Source organism: Bdellovibrio sp. MYbb2, assembly GCF_056175685.1.
This window is the reverse complement of the sequence record NZ_JBJKJI010000001.1, coordinates 339,260-353,890: the sequence shown is the minus strand read 5'-3', so window position 1 is coordinate 353,890 and position 14,631 is coordinate 339,260. Positions and strand designations below refer to the sequence as shown.

At 51.0% G+C, this 14,631-nt stretch carries 16 protein-coding genes; 8 read left to right on the top strand and 8 right to left on the bottom strand.

The features are described from left to right. Positions 1 to 36 precede the first annotated feature (36 nt). From AC04MQ_RS01745 to AC04MQ_RS01735, 3 genes are read right to left on the bottom strand one after another with little or no spacing between them, the layout of a single operon-like run. A complete protein-coding gene (locus AC04MQ_RS01745; RefSeq protein ID WP_011162897.1) occupies positions 37 to 540 on the bottom strand; it encodes a response regulator in 504 nt (167 codons plus the stop codon). Between the two features lie 11 nt (positions 541 to 551). Then, positions 552 to 3,950, bottom strand: coding sequence for an ATP-binding protein (locus tag AC04MQ_RS01740; RefSeq protein ID WP_475390784.1), 3,399 nt, complete (start codon positions 3,948 to 3,950; stop codon positions 552 to 554). A 6-nt stretch (positions 3,951 to 3,956) separates the two neighbouring features. Beyond that, on the bottom strand, positions 3,957 to 4,262 hold the full coding sequence (locus AC04MQ_RS01735; RefSeq protein ID WP_235046223.1) for an Hpt domain-containing protein: 306 nt from the start codon (positions 4,260 to 4,262) through the stop codon (positions 3,957 to 3,959). 125 nt (positions 4,263 to 4,387) lie between these two features. Here AC04MQ_RS01735 and AC04MQ_RS01730 point away from each other — a divergent pair, with 125 nt between their 5' ends. Both AC04MQ_RS01730 and rnk read left to right on the top strand, forming a co-directional pair. Further along, complete coding sequence (locus tag AC04MQ_RS01730) at positions 4,388 to 5,281, top strand: phosphate/phosphite/phosphonate ABC transporter substrate-binding protein (protein WP_475390781.1); 894 nt, start codon at positions 4,388 to 4,390, stop codon at positions 5,279 to 5,281. Positions 5,282 to 5,499: 218 nt separating this feature from the next. Then, on the top strand, positions 5,500 to 5,916 hold the full coding sequence (gene rnk, locus AC04MQ_RS01725) for a nucleoside diphosphate kinase regulator (RefSeq protein WP_015089493.1): 417 nt from the start codon (positions 5,500 to 5,502) through the stop codon (positions 5,914 to 5,916). Here the strand turns inward: rnk and AC04MQ_RS01720 are convergent. Then, positions 5,913 to 6,293 carry a cell wall hydrolase gene (locus tag AC04MQ_RS01720; RefSeq protein WP_475390779.1) on the bottom strand — a complete coding sequence of 127 codons (381 nt, stop codon included), beginning with the start codon at positions 6,291 to 6,293 and terminating at the stop codon, positions 5,913 to 5,915. The genes rnk and AC04MQ_RS01720 overlap by 4 nt on opposite strands. Positions 6,294 to 6,418: 125 nt before the next feature. On the opposite strand from AC04MQ_RS01720, the gene AC04MQ_RS01715 reads away from it, so the two are divergent. Beyond that, positions 6,419 to 7,399 carry an NAD(P)H-quinone oxidoreductase gene (locus tag AC04MQ_RS01715; RefSeq protein ID WP_041576827.1) on the top strand — a complete coding sequence of 327 codons (981 nt, stop codon included), beginning with the start codon at positions 6,419 to 6,421 and terminating at the stop codon, positions 7,397 to 7,399. A gap of 6 nt (positions 7,400 to 7,405) precedes the next feature. Here AC04MQ_RS01715 and AC04MQ_RS01710 read toward each other — a convergent pair whose 3' ends face one another. Further along, positions 7,406 to 8,272, bottom strand: coding sequence for a M14 family metallopeptidase (locus AC04MQ_RS01710; protein ID WP_475390777.1), 867 nt, complete (start codon positions 8,270 to 8,272; stop codon positions 7,406 to 7,408). A gap of 114 nt (positions 8,273 to 8,386) precedes the next feature. On the opposite strand from AC04MQ_RS01710, the gene AC04MQ_RS01705 reads away from it, so the two are divergent. Next, positions 8,387 to 9,286, top strand: coding sequence for an aminoglycoside phosphotransferase family protein (locus tag AC04MQ_RS01705; RefSeq protein ID WP_015089497.1), 900 nt, complete (start codon positions 8,387 to 8,389; stop codon positions 9,284 to 9,286). 86 nt (positions 9,287 to 9,372) lie between these two features. After that, a complete protein-coding gene (locus tag AC04MQ_RS01700) occupies positions 9,373 to 9,987 on the top strand; it encodes a DUF899 family protein (RefSeq protein ID WP_015089498.1) in 615 nt (204 codons plus the stop codon). Here AC04MQ_RS01700 and AC04MQ_RS01695 read toward each other — a convergent pair. After that, entirely contained in the window at positions 9,984 to 10,832 is an 849-nt protein-coding gene (locus tag AC04MQ_RS01695) for a pirin family protein (protein ID WP_235046224.1), read from the bottom strand. The genes AC04MQ_RS01700 and AC04MQ_RS01695 overlap by 4 nt on opposite strands. Continuing rightward, positions 10,789 to 11,199 (bottom strand): SpoIIAA family protein, encoded by a 411-nt coding sequence (locus AC04MQ_RS01690; protein ID WP_235046225.1) that lies wholly within the window; start codon positions 11,197 to 11,199, stop codon positions 10,789 to 10,791. Before AC04MQ_RS01690 ends, AC04MQ_RS01695 begins: the two co-directional genes overlap by 44 nt. Positions 11,200 to 11,310: 111 nt before the next feature. On the opposite strand from AC04MQ_RS01690, the gene AC04MQ_RS01685 reads away from it, so the two are divergent. Then, entirely contained in the window at positions 11,311 to 12,471 is a 1,161-nt protein-coding gene (locus AC04MQ_RS01685; protein WP_015089501.1) for a benzoate/H(+) symporter BenE family transporter, read from the top strand. Here AC04MQ_RS01685 and AC04MQ_RS01680 read toward each other — a convergent pair whose 3' ends face one another. Next, the gene (locus AC04MQ_RS01680; protein ID WP_015089502.1) at positions 12,472 to 13,089 is read right to left on the bottom strand and encodes a 16S rRNA (guanine(527)-N(7))-methyltransferase RsmG; all 618 of its coding nucleotides are present in this window, start codon (positions 13,087 to 13,089) and stop codon (positions 12,472 to 12,474) included. Between the two features lie 196 nt (positions 13,090 to 13,285). Between AC04MQ_RS01680 and AC04MQ_RS01675 the strand changes: the two genes are divergently transcribed. Next, complete coding sequence (locus AC04MQ_RS01675; protein ID WP_080602313.1) at positions 13,286 to 14,050, top strand: hypothetical protein; 765 nt, start codon at positions 13,286 to 13,288, stop codon at positions 14,048 to 14,050. Positions 14,051 to 14,111: 61 nt separating this feature from the next. Next, positions 14,112 to 14,609, top strand: coding sequence for a thiol peroxidase (tpx, locus tag AC04MQ_RS01670; protein WP_015089505.1), 498 nt, complete (start codon positions 14,112 to 14,114; stop codon positions 14,607 to 14,609). Positions 14,610 to 14,631: the final 22 nt, after the last annotated feature.

Genomic DNA, 14,631 nt, shown 5'->3' with positions numbered 1-14,631 from the left:
AGTTAACATGGCCTCAAATCGGGAGCCGGTCAAATCTTAGGACGACATTTCCTCGATAATCTTACGCAGTCTCATTTCGGAAGACTTGGACATATCCGCATAGATTTTTCGAAGGTGAGAGGATCTCACAGCATCGTTTTTGGAGGACTTCATCTCACGGCCGAACTTCAAAGCCGCACAGACGCTTTCGATCACGACTTTGCGTTTGGAATCCTTGGTGATGAAGTCAAAGGCGCCTAAAGAAAGAGCTTCCAGGGCGCGGGAATGATCACCGTGAGCAGTCAGCACCACAAACGGAGTCATCTGACCCAAAGAGCGCACATAAGCCAAAAACTTAAGACCGTTCATATGGGGCATTTCAATATCAGACAAGATGGTGTCGAATTCCTGGGCTTTGACGAACTGAAGAGCGGCAGAGCCGTCCTCGGCTTCCACGATTTCATCCACAAATTCTTTGAGGAAATGCTTCAACAGCTCACGGATATCAGAGTCGTCCTCGACGATGAGCAATCGGCTTTTCTCTTCTTGTGGCGCAGCCATCCTTGGTTCTCCTACAGAGAGTATTTGTTAATGACTCCCAACAGGGTGTCCTTCTTAAACGGCTTGGCGATGTGATCGTTGCAGCCGGCCCGTAAGGATTTTTGTCGATCTTCCGCCAAAGCATGCGCCGTCAAGGCGATGATAGGAACCGGAGGCTTGTGACTTTCCTTTTCCCATTCACGGATGCGATCGGTGGCTGCATAGCCATCCATTTCAGGCATTTGCACGTCCATAAAGACGATGTCAAACTCACCTGACTTTATCTGATCTATGGCTTGAAGTCCATTCTCTGCTTCAATTATTTCAAACGGTTCGTTCTTAAGATAGTGAGTGAACAGGGTGCGATTGTCCTCGGTGTCATCGGCAATCAGGATCTTCACCTTATGGTTTGGATCACGCGGCTTCGGACTTACAAAATCCAGCTCAGGGGTGCGCATTGGCACCGGCATATAGTTTACCGGATTATAGATCTGTTCGCGATACGGAATCGTGAAGAAGAAGGTCGTTCCAGTGCCCGGGCGGCTCTTAAACCAGATCTGGCCACCCATCAGTTCCACCAGGCTCTTGGAGATCGCAAGACCCAGACCTGTGCCGCCATACTTTCGGGTGACGGAGTTGTCGGCTTGAGAAAACTTCTGGAAGATCATGTGCTGGCGATCATCGGGAATACCAATGCCCGTATCGGTAACACTGATAAGCAGGGTGTCTTTTTTGGACGGATTTTTACCAATGACCAGACGCACCTGGCCCTTGTGGGTGAATTTGATCGAATTCCCGATCAGATTGATCAGCACCTGACGAAGTTTCGTCGGATCGCCCATCAGGTGAGGCGAAACTCCCGGAGCAATTTCGCAAATGCAGTTCAGACCCTTTTCAAGGGCGCGGGGTTTCATCATATCCTCAACGTCAGCAATCAGCTTGGTCATCTCAAACGGAATGTTTTCGATAGAGACTTCACCGGCTTCGATTTTGGAAAGATCCAGAATATCATTAATCAAAGACATCAGAACTTCACCGGCTTTGCAGAAGATCGTCACATAGTACTTTTGATCGGCATCAAGCCGTGTCTCTTTCAAAAGTTCCGCCATCCCCATAATTGCGTTCATTGGTGTGCGGATTTCGTGACTCATCTGAGCCAGGAATTCAGACTTGGCCTGAGAAGCCTTCAGCGCTTCGTTCTTGGTGGTGATCAGGGATTGTTCGACCCGGCGAAGCTCGGTGATGTCCTGAGTGGTCACGTACATGAACAGGGCATTGCCATAATCATCGTATTCGGTACGGCCCTGACAGCGCACCCAGATCAGGTCATTGGAGTCCTGCTTTTTCATGCGCAGGTCCACATGGAAAGGGGCGATGTTCTTGTGCGCCTCAGCCAGTGCCTTATCAAAGACCGGCAGATCCTCGGACAAAATCAAAGACCGGAACAAATCATAGCTGGGAACCACGTTGTCCGGAGTTAAACCCAGCAGGTGGAATTCCTCTTCTGACCACAGGCATTTGCCGGTGCGGATGTCCCAGCGGAATGAACCGGTTCGGGAAAGGGACTGGGATTCTTTCAGCAGGTCTTCCTTCAGCTTCAGTTCTTTTTCAATTTCCTTTTTCCAGCGCATGTCGGTGCCCATCATGGCCAGCAGGACCTTGTCTTTGCTTTCCGTGTTCACTCGTGCCCAGGAAACTTCCAGCGGCACGCGTTCACCGGTGATTTTCTTTAAAGAAGCCTCGGCCGTGTGGGTGGATTTGTTGGCATCGCGCTCCCGCAATGAGTTTTCAATCACGGAATAGTCGGTTTCAAGCCACAGGCTTAAATCGCTGCTTTTCAGGGTGTGGGCCGGGGCGCCAGTCAAAGACTGTGCGGTGGGATTGAATCCACGCACGCGGAAGTTCTTGCGCAGACTGTCTTCAACGTCCTCCACTTCGACAATGAAAAAAACCTCGTTCAAAGAATAGACTACGTTTTCCAGGAAGTCGCGGGCGGCCTTGGTTTTGCGGAAGTCTTCGCGAACCTCGTCGAACTTTTGGTAAAGCTCTTTGTATTCTTCCTCTTCCGGTGTGGGCATGACTTCGCTGAAGTTGTGGGACTTCAGTTTGTCCATGCCGTCAGCCAGAACCTGGGAAGGGAAGAACATGCGGCGATAAACCAACCAGGCTCCGGCCAGGGCTAAACTCCACAGCAGGAAGCCGCCGATAAAGAACCATGGCAGCTTGTAAGAAAGTGGCGCCAGGCTTTCATTCAGATCCATTTTGCTGATGATGATCCAGTCCGTGTTGTCGGCAACATTCACGCGGCCCGCGGACTGCAGGCTGCGGGTGCCCATATAGTCTTCGCTGGAATCAAAGGCCACGCCTCGTTCCATATAGCGGCGAACTTGATTGGGCGGAAGAATCAAAGACAACGAAGCCGAGCGGGATCGTTCGATGCTTTCCAGAGCGGCCCGAGAATCCTCTTGCTGACGCACCTTTTGAAGGAATTGATCAGGACTTTCCAAATACAAGCGCGGGTTGTTGCGCACAAAACCGTCCGTGCCGAAAGCGACGATTTCGCCGGTCATGCCCAGTCCCAGCTCTTTCCATTTGCGGTTGTGGCTTAAGATCTGATCAATGCGTTCCAAAGAAAGCTGAAACACCAGAGTCCCGACAAAATTGGTCTGATCAAAAAGGGGCATCGTCAGGAACGCAGCAGGCGTGTGCCAGAAATGACTGATCGGGGTGAAATCAAAATACTTGCTGGCGCCCTTGGGCGCGTTCAGGGACCAGCGATAAGCTTGCGCCAGACGGGAATTTGAAAGCGGGCCGGAAATTAGATTGTCCCCCAGTGCCAGGGACTTGGCTGCTGAATAAGCCACGGTGCCGTTGGGCTCAATCAGCAGAACGTCGCTCAGTTGGGATCGTTCCAGGACATCAAAAAGTTTGGAATGAAGACCTTCATAGCTGCGGAAATAGTTCAGGTCTGAAAACCCGTTGACCGATGCCAGCTGAGGCAGGGGGCGGCTTTGGGTGCGAGCACTTTGTTGAAACTGATATTGTAAAAACAGGGGCAGGGCCGTGAACTGTTCCAGAATTCGGGGATAGTCAGAAATCTGAGAGGGATTGCGTTCTTCCATCTCTTTGCGCCAGGCCGTGGGCTTTCCGTTAGCGCGAAGCCAGTTCTGCATCTGCTGGTATTCTTGGGGATAACGGCGCAGGAACTGCAGGATCGGAGTATATTCCGAAGTCAGCACCAGGGCATTCTTCAGATAGGCAAATTCTTTTTGAATTTCGTCTGATTTGAAGTCGCGAATCTGCACCAGGCGTTCGCGGGTGCTTTGTTCCAGCGAAGAACTGCCCATCTTGTAACCGACTGTTCCGGCAATGAGCAAAGTGCCCAGTACCAGAACTGAGGTAAAAAGAAACAAGCGGTTCTTGTGGTTCATAGGCTCCTACATCGGGACGTAATGGATCTCGATATTCAGAAAGTGAATGCGCATTTTCTTCACAAGGTCAGGCAATGGAGCTGCATCGTTTTTCTTTGCGGCAACTTCCATTTGAGCTGCAAGGTCGCTGAGTTCGGCAAAGCCGTAGCCAGCAGCGGCACCTTTAATTTTGTGAGCCATTTGCGCGATGGACTGGAGATCATTTTTCTCCACGAGGGCGCTAAGGGACTCAATGTCCTTCTTCCGATTCTCAATAAACTGAGGAATCAGATCTTGTAGATCAGCATCGATTTCAACCTTCACCTTAGACATTTCCATGCCCTCCTTATCCTCGAAAACAGCTCATGTTTACAATCCATATTAGTTTATGACAGTGTTTATTGCATACATTTAATACCAAGAGTAAATTCGATGAGAAATCTGTTAGGAGAAGCACCTTGTTGAAGTTTTTTCTTGTCGTCCTTTTCCCGTTTCTTTTGATTACATGCACGTCACAAAAGGAATTGGGAAGCCGCGAAAAGCCAATTCAGTTTGCACTGGTTCCGGGCCAGGATTCCGCCGTGCTTATGGAGAATGGAAAGCTGCTGGAAAAGTGGATTCTGGAAAAATCCGGACTGCACGTGCGCATGCAGGTGCCGGTCAGTTACGTGGCGGTCGTGGAGGCCATCGGTTCGCAACGAGTGGATGTGGCGATCTTAAACACTTTTGGTTATGTGCTGGCTCACGACAAGTACGGTGCGCAGGCAAAATTGATTGGAGTGAACCGTGGTATTTCGGAATACTGGGGTCAGATCATCACCGCCGATCCGAAAATCAAATCTTTGAATGATCTGCAGGGCAAGAAGTTTGCGTATGTCGATCCCGCTTCAACTTCAGGCTACGTTCTGCCGGCGAAGCTTTTTAAAGATCACAACATCAAATTGGGTGACACGGTTTTTGCCGGCAAACACGACAGCGTGGTGACGATGGTTTATCAGGGCCGGGTGGATGCCGGGGCGACTTATCACACTCCTTCTGAAGACGGTGTTCTTCAGGATGCGCGCCGACTGGTGAAAGCGCAGTTCCCGGATGTTTATGAAAAAGTGCGTATTATTCAAAAGACCGACTCCATTCCCAGTGATCCAGTGGTCTTTCGCAAAGACTTTCCGGCCGAGATCGGGGCCCGTTTGATCGCGGCGCTGAAAAGCTTCTCGTCCACTCCGGATGGGGCCAAGGCGCTGAAAAACCTCTATCATCTGGAGGGATTCAAGGATAGCTCGGACAAAGACTATGAACAGGCCCGGAAAATCCTGCTGGAGATCAGTCAGCAAGTTCAAGAACCCGCAAAGTAATCAGTGACTTACGGTCTTTTCGCACTCGACCTTGAAAAAAGAGGCCGAGTGGGGTTTAATGACCCAATGAGCCGCGCAACATTCGCAAATCTTATTCTAAGATTCTGTTGCAGCAGAGAAATTCTGCTGAAGGCCTAGTTTTACCTTTTTAGTTCCCCGTACTTTTTCGAAATTCAAATCAACTTAAAACAAACGCTCTTATTCCTTTAGGAGGAGTTATGAACAACAACAACAGCACTGAGCCTCGTATTTTAGTCACTGATCAGGATTTCCATCGTCTGTCTGCATTGGTTTCCCAGGTGGAAGGCCCTTTTGCCGAAGCATTGGAAGAAGAACTGAGCCGTGCCAACGTGATCGCTCAAAAAGAAATCCCTAAAACCGTGGTGACGATGAATTCCCGCGTGCAATTTCTGGATGAAGTTTCCGGTCAGGAAAGTGAAATGACATTGGTGTATCCGCAGGATGCCAAACTGGAAGAAGGCCGTCTGTCGATTCTGGCGCCGGTGGGTATTGCGCTTTTGGGCTTGAGTGTGGGGCAGGAGATCAACTGGAAGCTTCCAAATGGACAAAGCAAAAAACTGAAAGTTCAGGCGGTGACTTACCAGCCGGAAGCTTCAGGAAATTTTGATCTTTAATCTTTAAGCTCTCGGCACACGAGAGCTTTCTTTTCTTCGTTCTTGGTATAGGTGGCTTTGAATTCACGGCCACCTTGCGAATAGGAAAGCTGCGCATCGACGCGAACGTCTTTCGAGTTCCACATTTGCACATAAGTTTGGTTGTCCAAAAGCGGAATCTGATAAACGCGGGCGGGGGTGCTTTCCACCACCACCAGGTTTTGCAGCAGATCGATTTTGCCCATCTGCATGTTTTCCTCAGGATCAAAATACTTCTTCATGCGAATGGAGGAAAAGTTTCCGTACTCGCCGTCGAATCGGCAGTTGTAGACGGAGCTTTCGTCAGCTTTCGCGGTGACAGCACTTGTGATGATTAAACCCAGAAGCCAGATTCTCATATAAATCTTATCGTGTTTCAGGCCTTCGGGCTTAACGCCCGGCAACTGGCCTATGGCCCAGTTTCAAAGTCTTGACGGCGGAATATCTGCGGCGCATTTTGAATGAATCCCAGAAGGAGTCACTGATGCGTGTAATTGAAATCACCCAACCCGGCGGACCTGAAGTTTTACAAGTGCGCGAGCGTTCAAAGCCTGAACCCTCCGCCACCGAGGTGTTGATTGAAATTCACGCAAGCGGCGTAAATCGCCCGGACTGCGCGCAAAGGCAGGGAAGCTATCCTCCGCCCGCGGGGGCTTCGGATATTCCGGGGCTTGAAGTTGCGGGTAAAATCATCGCAGTCGGAGCGGATGTCACTCGCTGGAAAACGGGCGACATGGTGTGTGCGTTGGTGACCGGGGGCGGTTACGCGGAATACGTGGCGGCTCCGGAAGGACAGTGTTTGCCGATTCCGGAAGGCATGAGTCTGATTGAGGCCGCCGCTTTGCCGGAAACCTTCTTCACTGTCTGGACGAACCTGTTTGAAAGCGGTCGCCTGCAAAAAGGCGAAAGCGTTCTGATTCACGGAGGCGCCGGCGGCATCGGCACCACGGCCATTCAAATGGCGTCCTCCATGGGGGTAAGGGTCTTTACCACTGTGGGAAAAAAAGAATCCGTGCAGATCTGTCAGGAGCTGGGGGCCGAGCGTGTAATCCTTTATAAGGAAGAGGATTTTGTCAGCGTGGTGAAATCACTTACGGCGGACAAGGGTGTGGATGTGATTCTGGATATGGTGGGTGGTGATTACTTCACTCGAAACATTGAAGCGTTGGCTGTGCAGGGGCGTCTGGTTCAGATCGCAACCATGCAAGGGGCGAAGGTGGAACTTGATTTGCGCAAGGTGATGTTTAAGCGTCTGACTTTGACGGGTTCAACCCTGCGCGCACGTCCGGTGGCGGAAAAGTCCCGCATTGCCGCGGCGTTGTCGCAGAATATCTGGCCGCTGTTGAATAAAAATCAAATGCGCCCTGTGATTTATAAAGTCTTGAAACTGGAACAGGCCGCTGAGGCCCACGCGATGATGGAAGCCAGTCAGCACACCGGAAAGATTGTGCTGACGGCCCGTTAGACAAGACTATTCCAGGTGCTCTCTTTGACGGGAGCTCTTGTCGCATTTGCCAGTGAAGGCGTGATTCACAGCGCGCTGTTTCGGCGCGTTTTCAAAGAAGCGGCGCAGACCCGGCACATTCACTTCAATCATTTGTTTCATCTGATTCTGGGACGGGGAATGAGTCGTGCCCATTTCAAAGAGCAAAGACCACACGCCGTGTTTCCAGTAAGCATAGTCTTCAAAGGCACCGTCGGCGGCGTAAAGAAGTTCTTTGGAGTTTCCGACTTCATAACCGCTTTCCACCACCGCATCTTTTGAAAGACCGATGAAGGTGCTGTCGTATTCAGTTTTGGTGTCACGGGTAGAAAAGCCCCAGGGATACAGAACGGCCGGCCAGTGGGTGTGCAAGGTGGCAGAACTTACGATCTTGGCGTCTTCCAGGAATTCCGCCAAAGCTTTGGTGGCCTTGGAACGGTGAGAAGTTCCGCTCACACACGGCCCCGGGTAATCGCGGTTTGGATCGACAGACCCCGCGGAAGTACGCTCATAGCGGTTGCGCGAATTGTATCCGGAGATATTCAGTACCGGAATCACGTACACGGTGTGACCTGGAATTGGATTTCTGGCAAAAGCTTCTGCAGCACCCAGGGCTACGGCGGTGGAGCCGTATTCATTGCCGTGGTGAGTGGCAACAATCAGATCAGCAATTTCACCGTTTCCGATTTTAAGACCCGAGATCATCTGGCCGGAATCAGACGGACCGATATCGATCCATTGAGCGTTGGTGGGATTTTCCTGAACAATGCGGCGAAGAGTGTCAGTCACACTCGCGTAATTGCTTGCAGGAGCGGCTTTCGTCATCAGAAATAAAGACAGAATCATTTCTAGCATGAATTCAGGCTGGGCGCGTTCCTGTCTTAAGTCAAAAGTCCCCCAACCAATCTGGATCAAGGTCCAAAAGGTACCTGCTTACTTTTTCCGAAGCGCTGTGCCACAGTCAAGAGTATGAATTTTCCCGCTCCGTTTGTGAACAACATCCGCGATACTTTTGGCATTGCTGGCGAAGAATGGCTGCAAAGTCTTCCCTCATTGTTGCGGGGTCTTTGTCAGCGTTGGGATCTGACGATCACCGGGCGTGCCGAAGATCTGTCCTATAACTTTGTCGGATACGCGCGTACCAATGCCGATAAAAAACCTGTGGTCCTCAAAGTTCTATGTCCGGATGGGATTCTGGATAAAGAACTGCAATGGCTGAAATATTATCCCGAAGTCACTCCCGCGGTTTTGGCAGTACAAGCTGATCAGCGGGCCTTTATGATGCAGATGGTTTCGCCCGGGAATTCTTTAAAGTCACTGGTGAAACAAGGCAAGGATGCTGAAGCCACCGCGGTGATTGCAGAAATGATCCGGTCGTTGGGAAAAGAGCGCCCGGCGGGACCACTGCCTTACAAGCATGTGCGTGATTTTCTGCCGTCGCTATCACTGTTGCACGGAAAGCTTCCTTCTGAATTGGTCCTGCTGGTGGCGGTTCTTTATGATGAACTTTGCATGACATCCCCACGGGATGTTCTTTTGCACGGGGATCTTCATCATGACAATATTCTGGCTTCTGTTGATGGCTGGAAGATCATTGATCCACATGGTTATGTAGGCGATCCGGCCTTTGAAGTCGGGGCGATGATTTCAAATCCTCTGGATTATTATCCTTCGGAGCAGCCTCTGGAAAAGATTCTGGATCAGCGACTGGACATTCTTTATCGGGAACTTGCGATGGATCCGTATCGGATTCTGGGCTGGGCATTTTGTTATTCAATGCTGTCAGCCGCTTGGAGCGTGGAAGACCGCCAAGAGGTCCCCGAGAATCTTTTGCAGATCGTGCGGATTCTGGGCAGCAAATTGACATGATTAGTGCCTGATATTGCGGAAACCCCTGACAGAAAACATCCGGACAAAGGCCTTCGCTGAAATTAGAATAAGAACAGGGGGCGTTTATGTTGAATGAAAATCCTCTGGGCGAAATCCAAAAACTTGAAAATGATATCTATCGTCTGCAGCGTCGGCTGGAACTTTTAAGAAAAGACAATCCTCCGCTGGAAGTAAAAAACTACATCTTCAAAAACCTTTATGGCGAAGTCACCTTGCGCGATCTCTTTGATGGCAAGGACCGGCTGCTGGCCATTCACAATATGGGGCAGGGCTGCCGTTCCTGCACGTTGTGGGCGGATGGTTATAATGCTTTCTTGCCGGCCCTGGAAGATCAATTCACCGTGGTGATGTTTTCAAAGGATTCACCCGAAGTGCAGCGGCGTTTCGCTAATGACCGTGGCTGGAGATTTAATATGGTGTCTCACGGGGGCGGCCTTTATATCCGCGAACAGAGTGTAGTGCCGGGAAAAAACAATATGCCGGGGTTGGTGTACTATGAACGGCGCGGAGAGCGCATCTTTAAAAAGAACAGCACTGTCGTGGGCCCAGGGGACACCTTCTGCCCGGTGTGGAGTCTGCTTAGCCTTGCCGGTATCGGGATGGATGAATGGACGCCCCAGTATCATTACTGGAGCCGTCCTGAAAGAATGGATGACGGGGGTATGAACCTCAGTCTTTAGCCGAATTTTCCGGCCTGATAGTCTTCAATGGCCTCAATGATTTCTGCTTTGGTGTTCATCACAAACGGCCCGTGGGAAATCACGGGTTCATTGAAAGGATCAGCATGAGCAAAAAGAATCACAGCATCTTCTTCCGCATTCACCCTCAGGGTGTCACCGTCGTTGTTAAACTCAACCAACTGAAATCTTTCGGCGGTCTGTCCGTTGACGGTCACAGTTCCACGCACAACATAAAAGAAAACATTTCGCGGGGCTGAAGCGCTCAGGTCCAATTGGGCGGATGATTTCAGGTGAAGCACCTGGCACTGAATATCCACCAAAGGATTGAATGCGCCGTTTTCCCCCAGCCAGCTGCCAGAAATCACTTCGACGGTCACTTTACCGTCGTCGGTTTTGATCTTTGGAATGTCCGGGGCTTGCAAACCTTTGTAGTTGGGTTTGGTGCGTTTAAGTTTCGCGGGAAGATTCACCCACAACTGAAGAATCTCCAGCGGGCCGCCATTTTTCATGAACTCGGCAGAGGACACTTCTTCATGGATCAGTCCGTCTCCGGCTGTCATCCATTGCACGCCACCGGCGTTGATCACGCTTTCGTGCCCGCCGCTGTCACGGTGGGCGATGTCGCCTTCAAGGATAAAGGTCACCGTTTCAAAGCCGCGGTGCGGATGCGGGCCGAAGGGCAATCCATGATTCGGGGAGGGGTAAGTCTGCGGACCGTGATGATTCAAAAACAAAAACGGATCCACGATGCGCACCTGATTGGTGGGAAGTGCGCGTCGGGTGACAAGATCGTCAATATCCTCACGGATTGCGGAGGCCACTTGTTTTATTGATCGTTGCTTCATCCGGTTCCTTTTCCGCCAGCCAGGCGCGGGCCTGATCCAGCTCTTTACGGGTGAAAACTTCAATGTCAGTGCCCACAATCGGATCAAAGAAATTACTGACGTTTTTCACCCAGTGGATGTCTGTCACTATAGCAGCTTTTGGGATTTTCTTGAGATTTTTTATCCCGAAACGAAGGTCTTTCCAGAAGGCCGCAAGTTCGATCTTGCCGATATCACGCACTTCTTCCAGAACACTGACTTCACCCCAGTCATCAATACGTTTTTGTATCAGATTCAGAAGGGGTACGACGGAATCCTTACTAATATCCCCGTCGACCAGGATTTCTATGTATTTGAATTCGGGGTGTTCAGCGGTCACTTTCAACATGGCAAACTCCTTCTTGCGGATGAGCTTGTTATCGTCTTTCACAAGGTTCGGCGGGGACAAATTAAATTCCCCCTCCTTGTTGAACAGCAAACTGCGTGGTAGCGTTCAGGCATGAAATCAGTGACTTCTGTTCTTCCCAGTGTGGCGACAGGCATCGTGGCGGTGCTGGTGGGCTTTGCAAGCTCCGTGGCCCTTCTTTTTCAAGCGGCCCAAGCTGCGGGTGCCACGCCGTCTCAGGCCAGCTCCTGGGTCTTTGCCGTTTGTGTCGGGGCGGGGTTGGTTTCCATTCTTTTCTCGTGGCATTACAAGATGCCGATTCTTGCCGCGTGGTCCACACCCGGCACCGCTTTGTTGGTGGCAAGTTTTGCAGCGCCCATTCCGATGCCGGAAGTGATCGGAGCTTTTGTTTTCTGTGGTGTGCTGATTGTGCTATCCGGGGTCACGGGTATTTTTGCCCGCGTGGCCAACCGTATCCCGGTGGCGTTGGCGTCGGCCATGCTTGCCGGAGTATTGGTGCGTTTTGGGATGGATGTGTTTCATTCTTTGAAAGCACAACCAGTGCTGGTGCTGATCATGCTGGCGGTTTATTTTGCCGCCCGCCGATTCAGTCCGCGCTTTTCCGTATTGTTTGTGTTGTTGGCGGGTGTGCTGGTGGCGCAAGTGCAGGGGATGCTGGATTTTTCTTCCGTGCACCTTGAATTTGCCAAACCTGAATTTGTGATCCCTGCGTTTTCTTTCCCGGTGATGGTCGGGATCGGATTGCCACTGTTTGTGGTGACGATGGCTTCACAGAATCTGACCGGGGTGGCGGTGTTAAAAGCTTCAGGTTATCAGCCGCCGATTTCTCCGGTGATCACTGGAACAGGGCTTGCCACGATGTTGCTGGCACCCTTTGGGGCGTTTTCGGTGAACTTTGCGGCGATCACGGCGGCGATCTGTGCCGGGCCGGAAGCCCATAAAGATCCCGCCAAGCGCTATATCAGTTCTATTTCCGCGGGGGCTTTTTATCTGCTGATTTCACTTTTTGCCGCCTCGATCATGGCGGTGTTTGCAGCCTTCCCGAAAGAGCTGGTTTTGTCGGTGGCGGGCATTGCTTTGTTTGCGACGATTGCGAACGGTTTGGCTTCCGCCATGCGCGAGGACTGGAGCCGTGAGGCCGCACTGCTCACGTTCCTGGTGACAGCTTCGGGTGTGACGTTGTGGGGGATTGGTTCGCCGTTTTGGGGCTTGATCGCCGGAGGCATTGGCCTTGTGGTGACAAGGCCAAAATAATTAAATCAGAACCAGATGACGTTCCACTTCCAGCACCGGAGAGCTCAGGGGCTGGATAGTGACTTTCAGGTCCTTGAACTTCTTGCGGGCTAAAGTGACTTCTTCGTCGATTTTTTCTTTGCGGCCTTTTAGCAGGAAGTACTTGCCGCCTTTTTTATAATAATCACGGCTGAATTCCAGAATCACATCCACCGGCTTGAAGGCGCGGGAAGAAACCACTTCGATCTTTTCAAGCTTGGGCGGGATCTCGCCGTGAATGCGCAGGTTCGGCGCAATGCTTATGCAGCGATTTAAAAATTCCTGCTTCAGTTTTGATTTTTCAAACAGGTGGTATTCCACGTTCGGGAACTGAATGGCATAGATCACACCCGGAAGACCCCCGCCGGATCCAAAATCCGCAGCGACTTTGATGTCTTTTGGGAAGTCCTTGATTGGCAACAGGCAGTCGATGACGTGATTGTCGATCAATTCCTCGTAGGTCATTTTACGACTGATCAGATTCAGCTCTTCATTGGAGGACCACAACAGATCCAGATACGCCTTTAGCTGAGGCAGGGCGGCTTCGTTGAAACCAAGCTGTAAAAAGACCGGACGACGTTTTTCGAAATGTTCAGACATCCCCCAGTTGTAAAGACTTCGTCGCCAAAAGGGAAGGTCAGACTCTAGAGCCGTTCACTTTTTTGCCTCGAACAGGCCTTCGGTGTGTAGGAAATCCATGATTTTCGGTTTACGGAAAAAGGCCCAGAAAATTACAAAAACTTCGACAGTTTGAGCCACAGTCAAGCACAGGGAAATTTATGCCGATGGGTTAAGAATGAAAAGCACCCCTCAACACAAACTATTCTTCGTAGTCGCCCTGTTGCTTGTTGTTCAGATCCTGGCGGGTTGTAAATCCTCTAGCTCTTCGACGGTAGGTTCTTCGGAAAACTCCTCGTCGTCGACTCCTGATACCGATACCGGCACCACGACGCCGGATCCAGTGGAGCCGGAAGTGGTTCCGCCGGTGACGCCTCCTTCGGTGGATAATAATCTGCGCGAAGTCATTCCTCTTTGGGAAGACAAGGTCGCTGATGGCAAGGCCTGGTCCACGCATGTTTATAGTGCGCTGGATAAACTGGGTCCGAATCTGCTGGACGTGATGCCGGCGGACCGCAGCTTGTTTTGTCCGAAGTATTTCGGTTTGTCCTATGCACAGCGCAAGCAGTATTGGGCTTTTGTGCTGTCATCCATGGTCAGATTTGAGAGTAACTTTAAAACCGAGACCTCTTACACCGAGGACTTCAACGACAGCAACGGCAATCGTGTGATCAGCCGGGGTCTGCTGCAGATTTCCATCGAATCAGGCAATGCTTATGGCTGTGGCTTTAAGTCCACCAAAGATCTTCATGATCCTTTGCAAAACCTGAGCTGTGGTATCAGAATTCTGGATCGCTGGGTGGGTCGCGACGGACGTATTGCCGGCAAAGTGGACGGTGCCTGGAAAGGTGGCGCCCGTTACTGGTCTGTGTTGCGCGCCGGTGACAAGACCAGCTATAAGTCCATCGTCAGCTGGAGCCAGAATCTGTCCATTTGCAAGTAGATCGTTTTGATCTTCACCGGATCGGTGCTATGCTGGGTTCGCTTTAACAAAAGGAGCATCCATGGCATCGATCACACTCAAGGGCAATCCCGTTAACACTTCCGGCACTCTTCCTGAAGCGGGCACTGCCGCCAAAGACTTCAAATTTGTGCGCAACGATCTTTCTGAAGTCTCTTTGAACACCTTCGCAGGCAAAAAGAAAGTTTTGAACATCTTCCCAAGCGTGGACACCGGCACTTGTGCGGCGTCTGTTCGTCGTTTCAATCAGGAAGCTTCCAATCTGGATAACACAGTTGTTCTGAACATCTCTGCGGATCTTCCATTTGCTCAAGCCCGTTTCTGCGGCGCTGAAGGCATCAAGAACTGCGAGACTGTTTCCACTTTCCGCAGCTCTTTCGGCAAGGACTGGGGCGTTCAGATCACGGATTCCCCTTTGGCGGGTCTTCTTTCCCGTGCGGTGGTGACTCTTTCTGCTGACAACAAGGTTTTGTATGTTGAGCAGGTGTCCGAGATCGTGAATGAGCCGAATTACGAAGCGGCTTTGGCGTCTTTGAAGTAATCAGGTCTGTTATAATTGCAAA

Bases quoted from the DNA above. Each gene is read 5' to 3' on its own strand.
- AC04MQ_RS01745 (WP_011162897.1), bottom strand. From the start codon at position 540: ATGGCTGCGCCACAAGAAGAGAAAAGCCGATTGCTCATCGTCGAGGAC.
- AC04MQ_RS01740 (WP_475390784.1), bottom strand. From the start codon at position 3,950: ATGAACCACAAGAACCGCTTGTTTCTTTTTACCTCAGTTCTGGTACTG.
- AC04MQ_RS01735 (WP_235046223.1), bottom strand. From the start codon at position 4,262: ATGTCTAAGGTGAAGGTTGAAATCGATGCTGATCTACAAGATCTGATT.
- rnk (WP_015089493.1), top strand. From the start codon at position 5,500: ATGAACAACAACAACAGCACTGAGCCTCGTATTTTAGTCACTGATCAG.
- AC04MQ_RS01720 (WP_475390779.1), bottom strand. From the start codon at position 6,293: ATGAGAATCTGGCTTCTGGGTTTAATCATCACAAGTGCTGTCACCGCG.
- AC04MQ_RS01715 (WP_041576827.1), top strand. From the start codon at position 6,419: ATGCGTGTAATTGAAATCACCCAACCCGGCGGACCTGAAGTTTTACAA.
- AC04MQ_RS01710 (WP_475390777.1), bottom strand. From the start codon at position 8,272: ATGCTAGAAATGATTCTGTCTTTATTTCTGATGACGAAAGCCGCTCCT.
- AC04MQ_RS01705 (WP_015089497.1), top strand. From the start codon at position 8,387: ATGAATTTTCCCGCTCCGTTTGTGAACAACATCCGCGATACTTTTGGC.
- AC04MQ_RS01700 (WP_015089498.1), top strand. From the start codon at position 9,373: ATGTTGAATGAAAATCCTCTGGGCGAAATCCAAAAACTTGAAAATGAT.
- AC04MQ_RS01695 (WP_235046224.1), bottom strand. From the start codon at position 10,832: ATGAAGCAACGATCAATAAAACAAGTGGCCTCCGCAATCCGTGAGGAT.
- AC04MQ_RS01690 (WP_235046225.1), bottom strand. From the start codon at position 11,199: ATGTTGAAAGTGACCGCTGAACACCCCGAATTCAAATACATAGAAATC.
- AC04MQ_RS01685 (WP_015089501.1), top strand. From the start codon at position 11,311: ATGAAATCAGTGACTTCTGTTCTTCCCAGTGTGGCGACAGGCATCGTG.
- AC04MQ_RS01680 (WP_015089502.1), bottom strand. From the start codon at position 13,089: ATGTCTGAACATTTCGAAAAACGTCGTCCGGTCTTTTTACAGCTTGGT.
- AC04MQ_RS01675 (WP_080602313.1), top strand. From the start codon at position 13,286: ATGAAAAGCACCCCTCAACACAAACTATTCTTCGTAGTCGCCCTGTTG.
- tpx (WP_015089505.1), top strand. From the start codon at position 14,112: ATGGCATCGATCACACTCAAGGGCAATCCCGTTAACACTTCCGGCACT.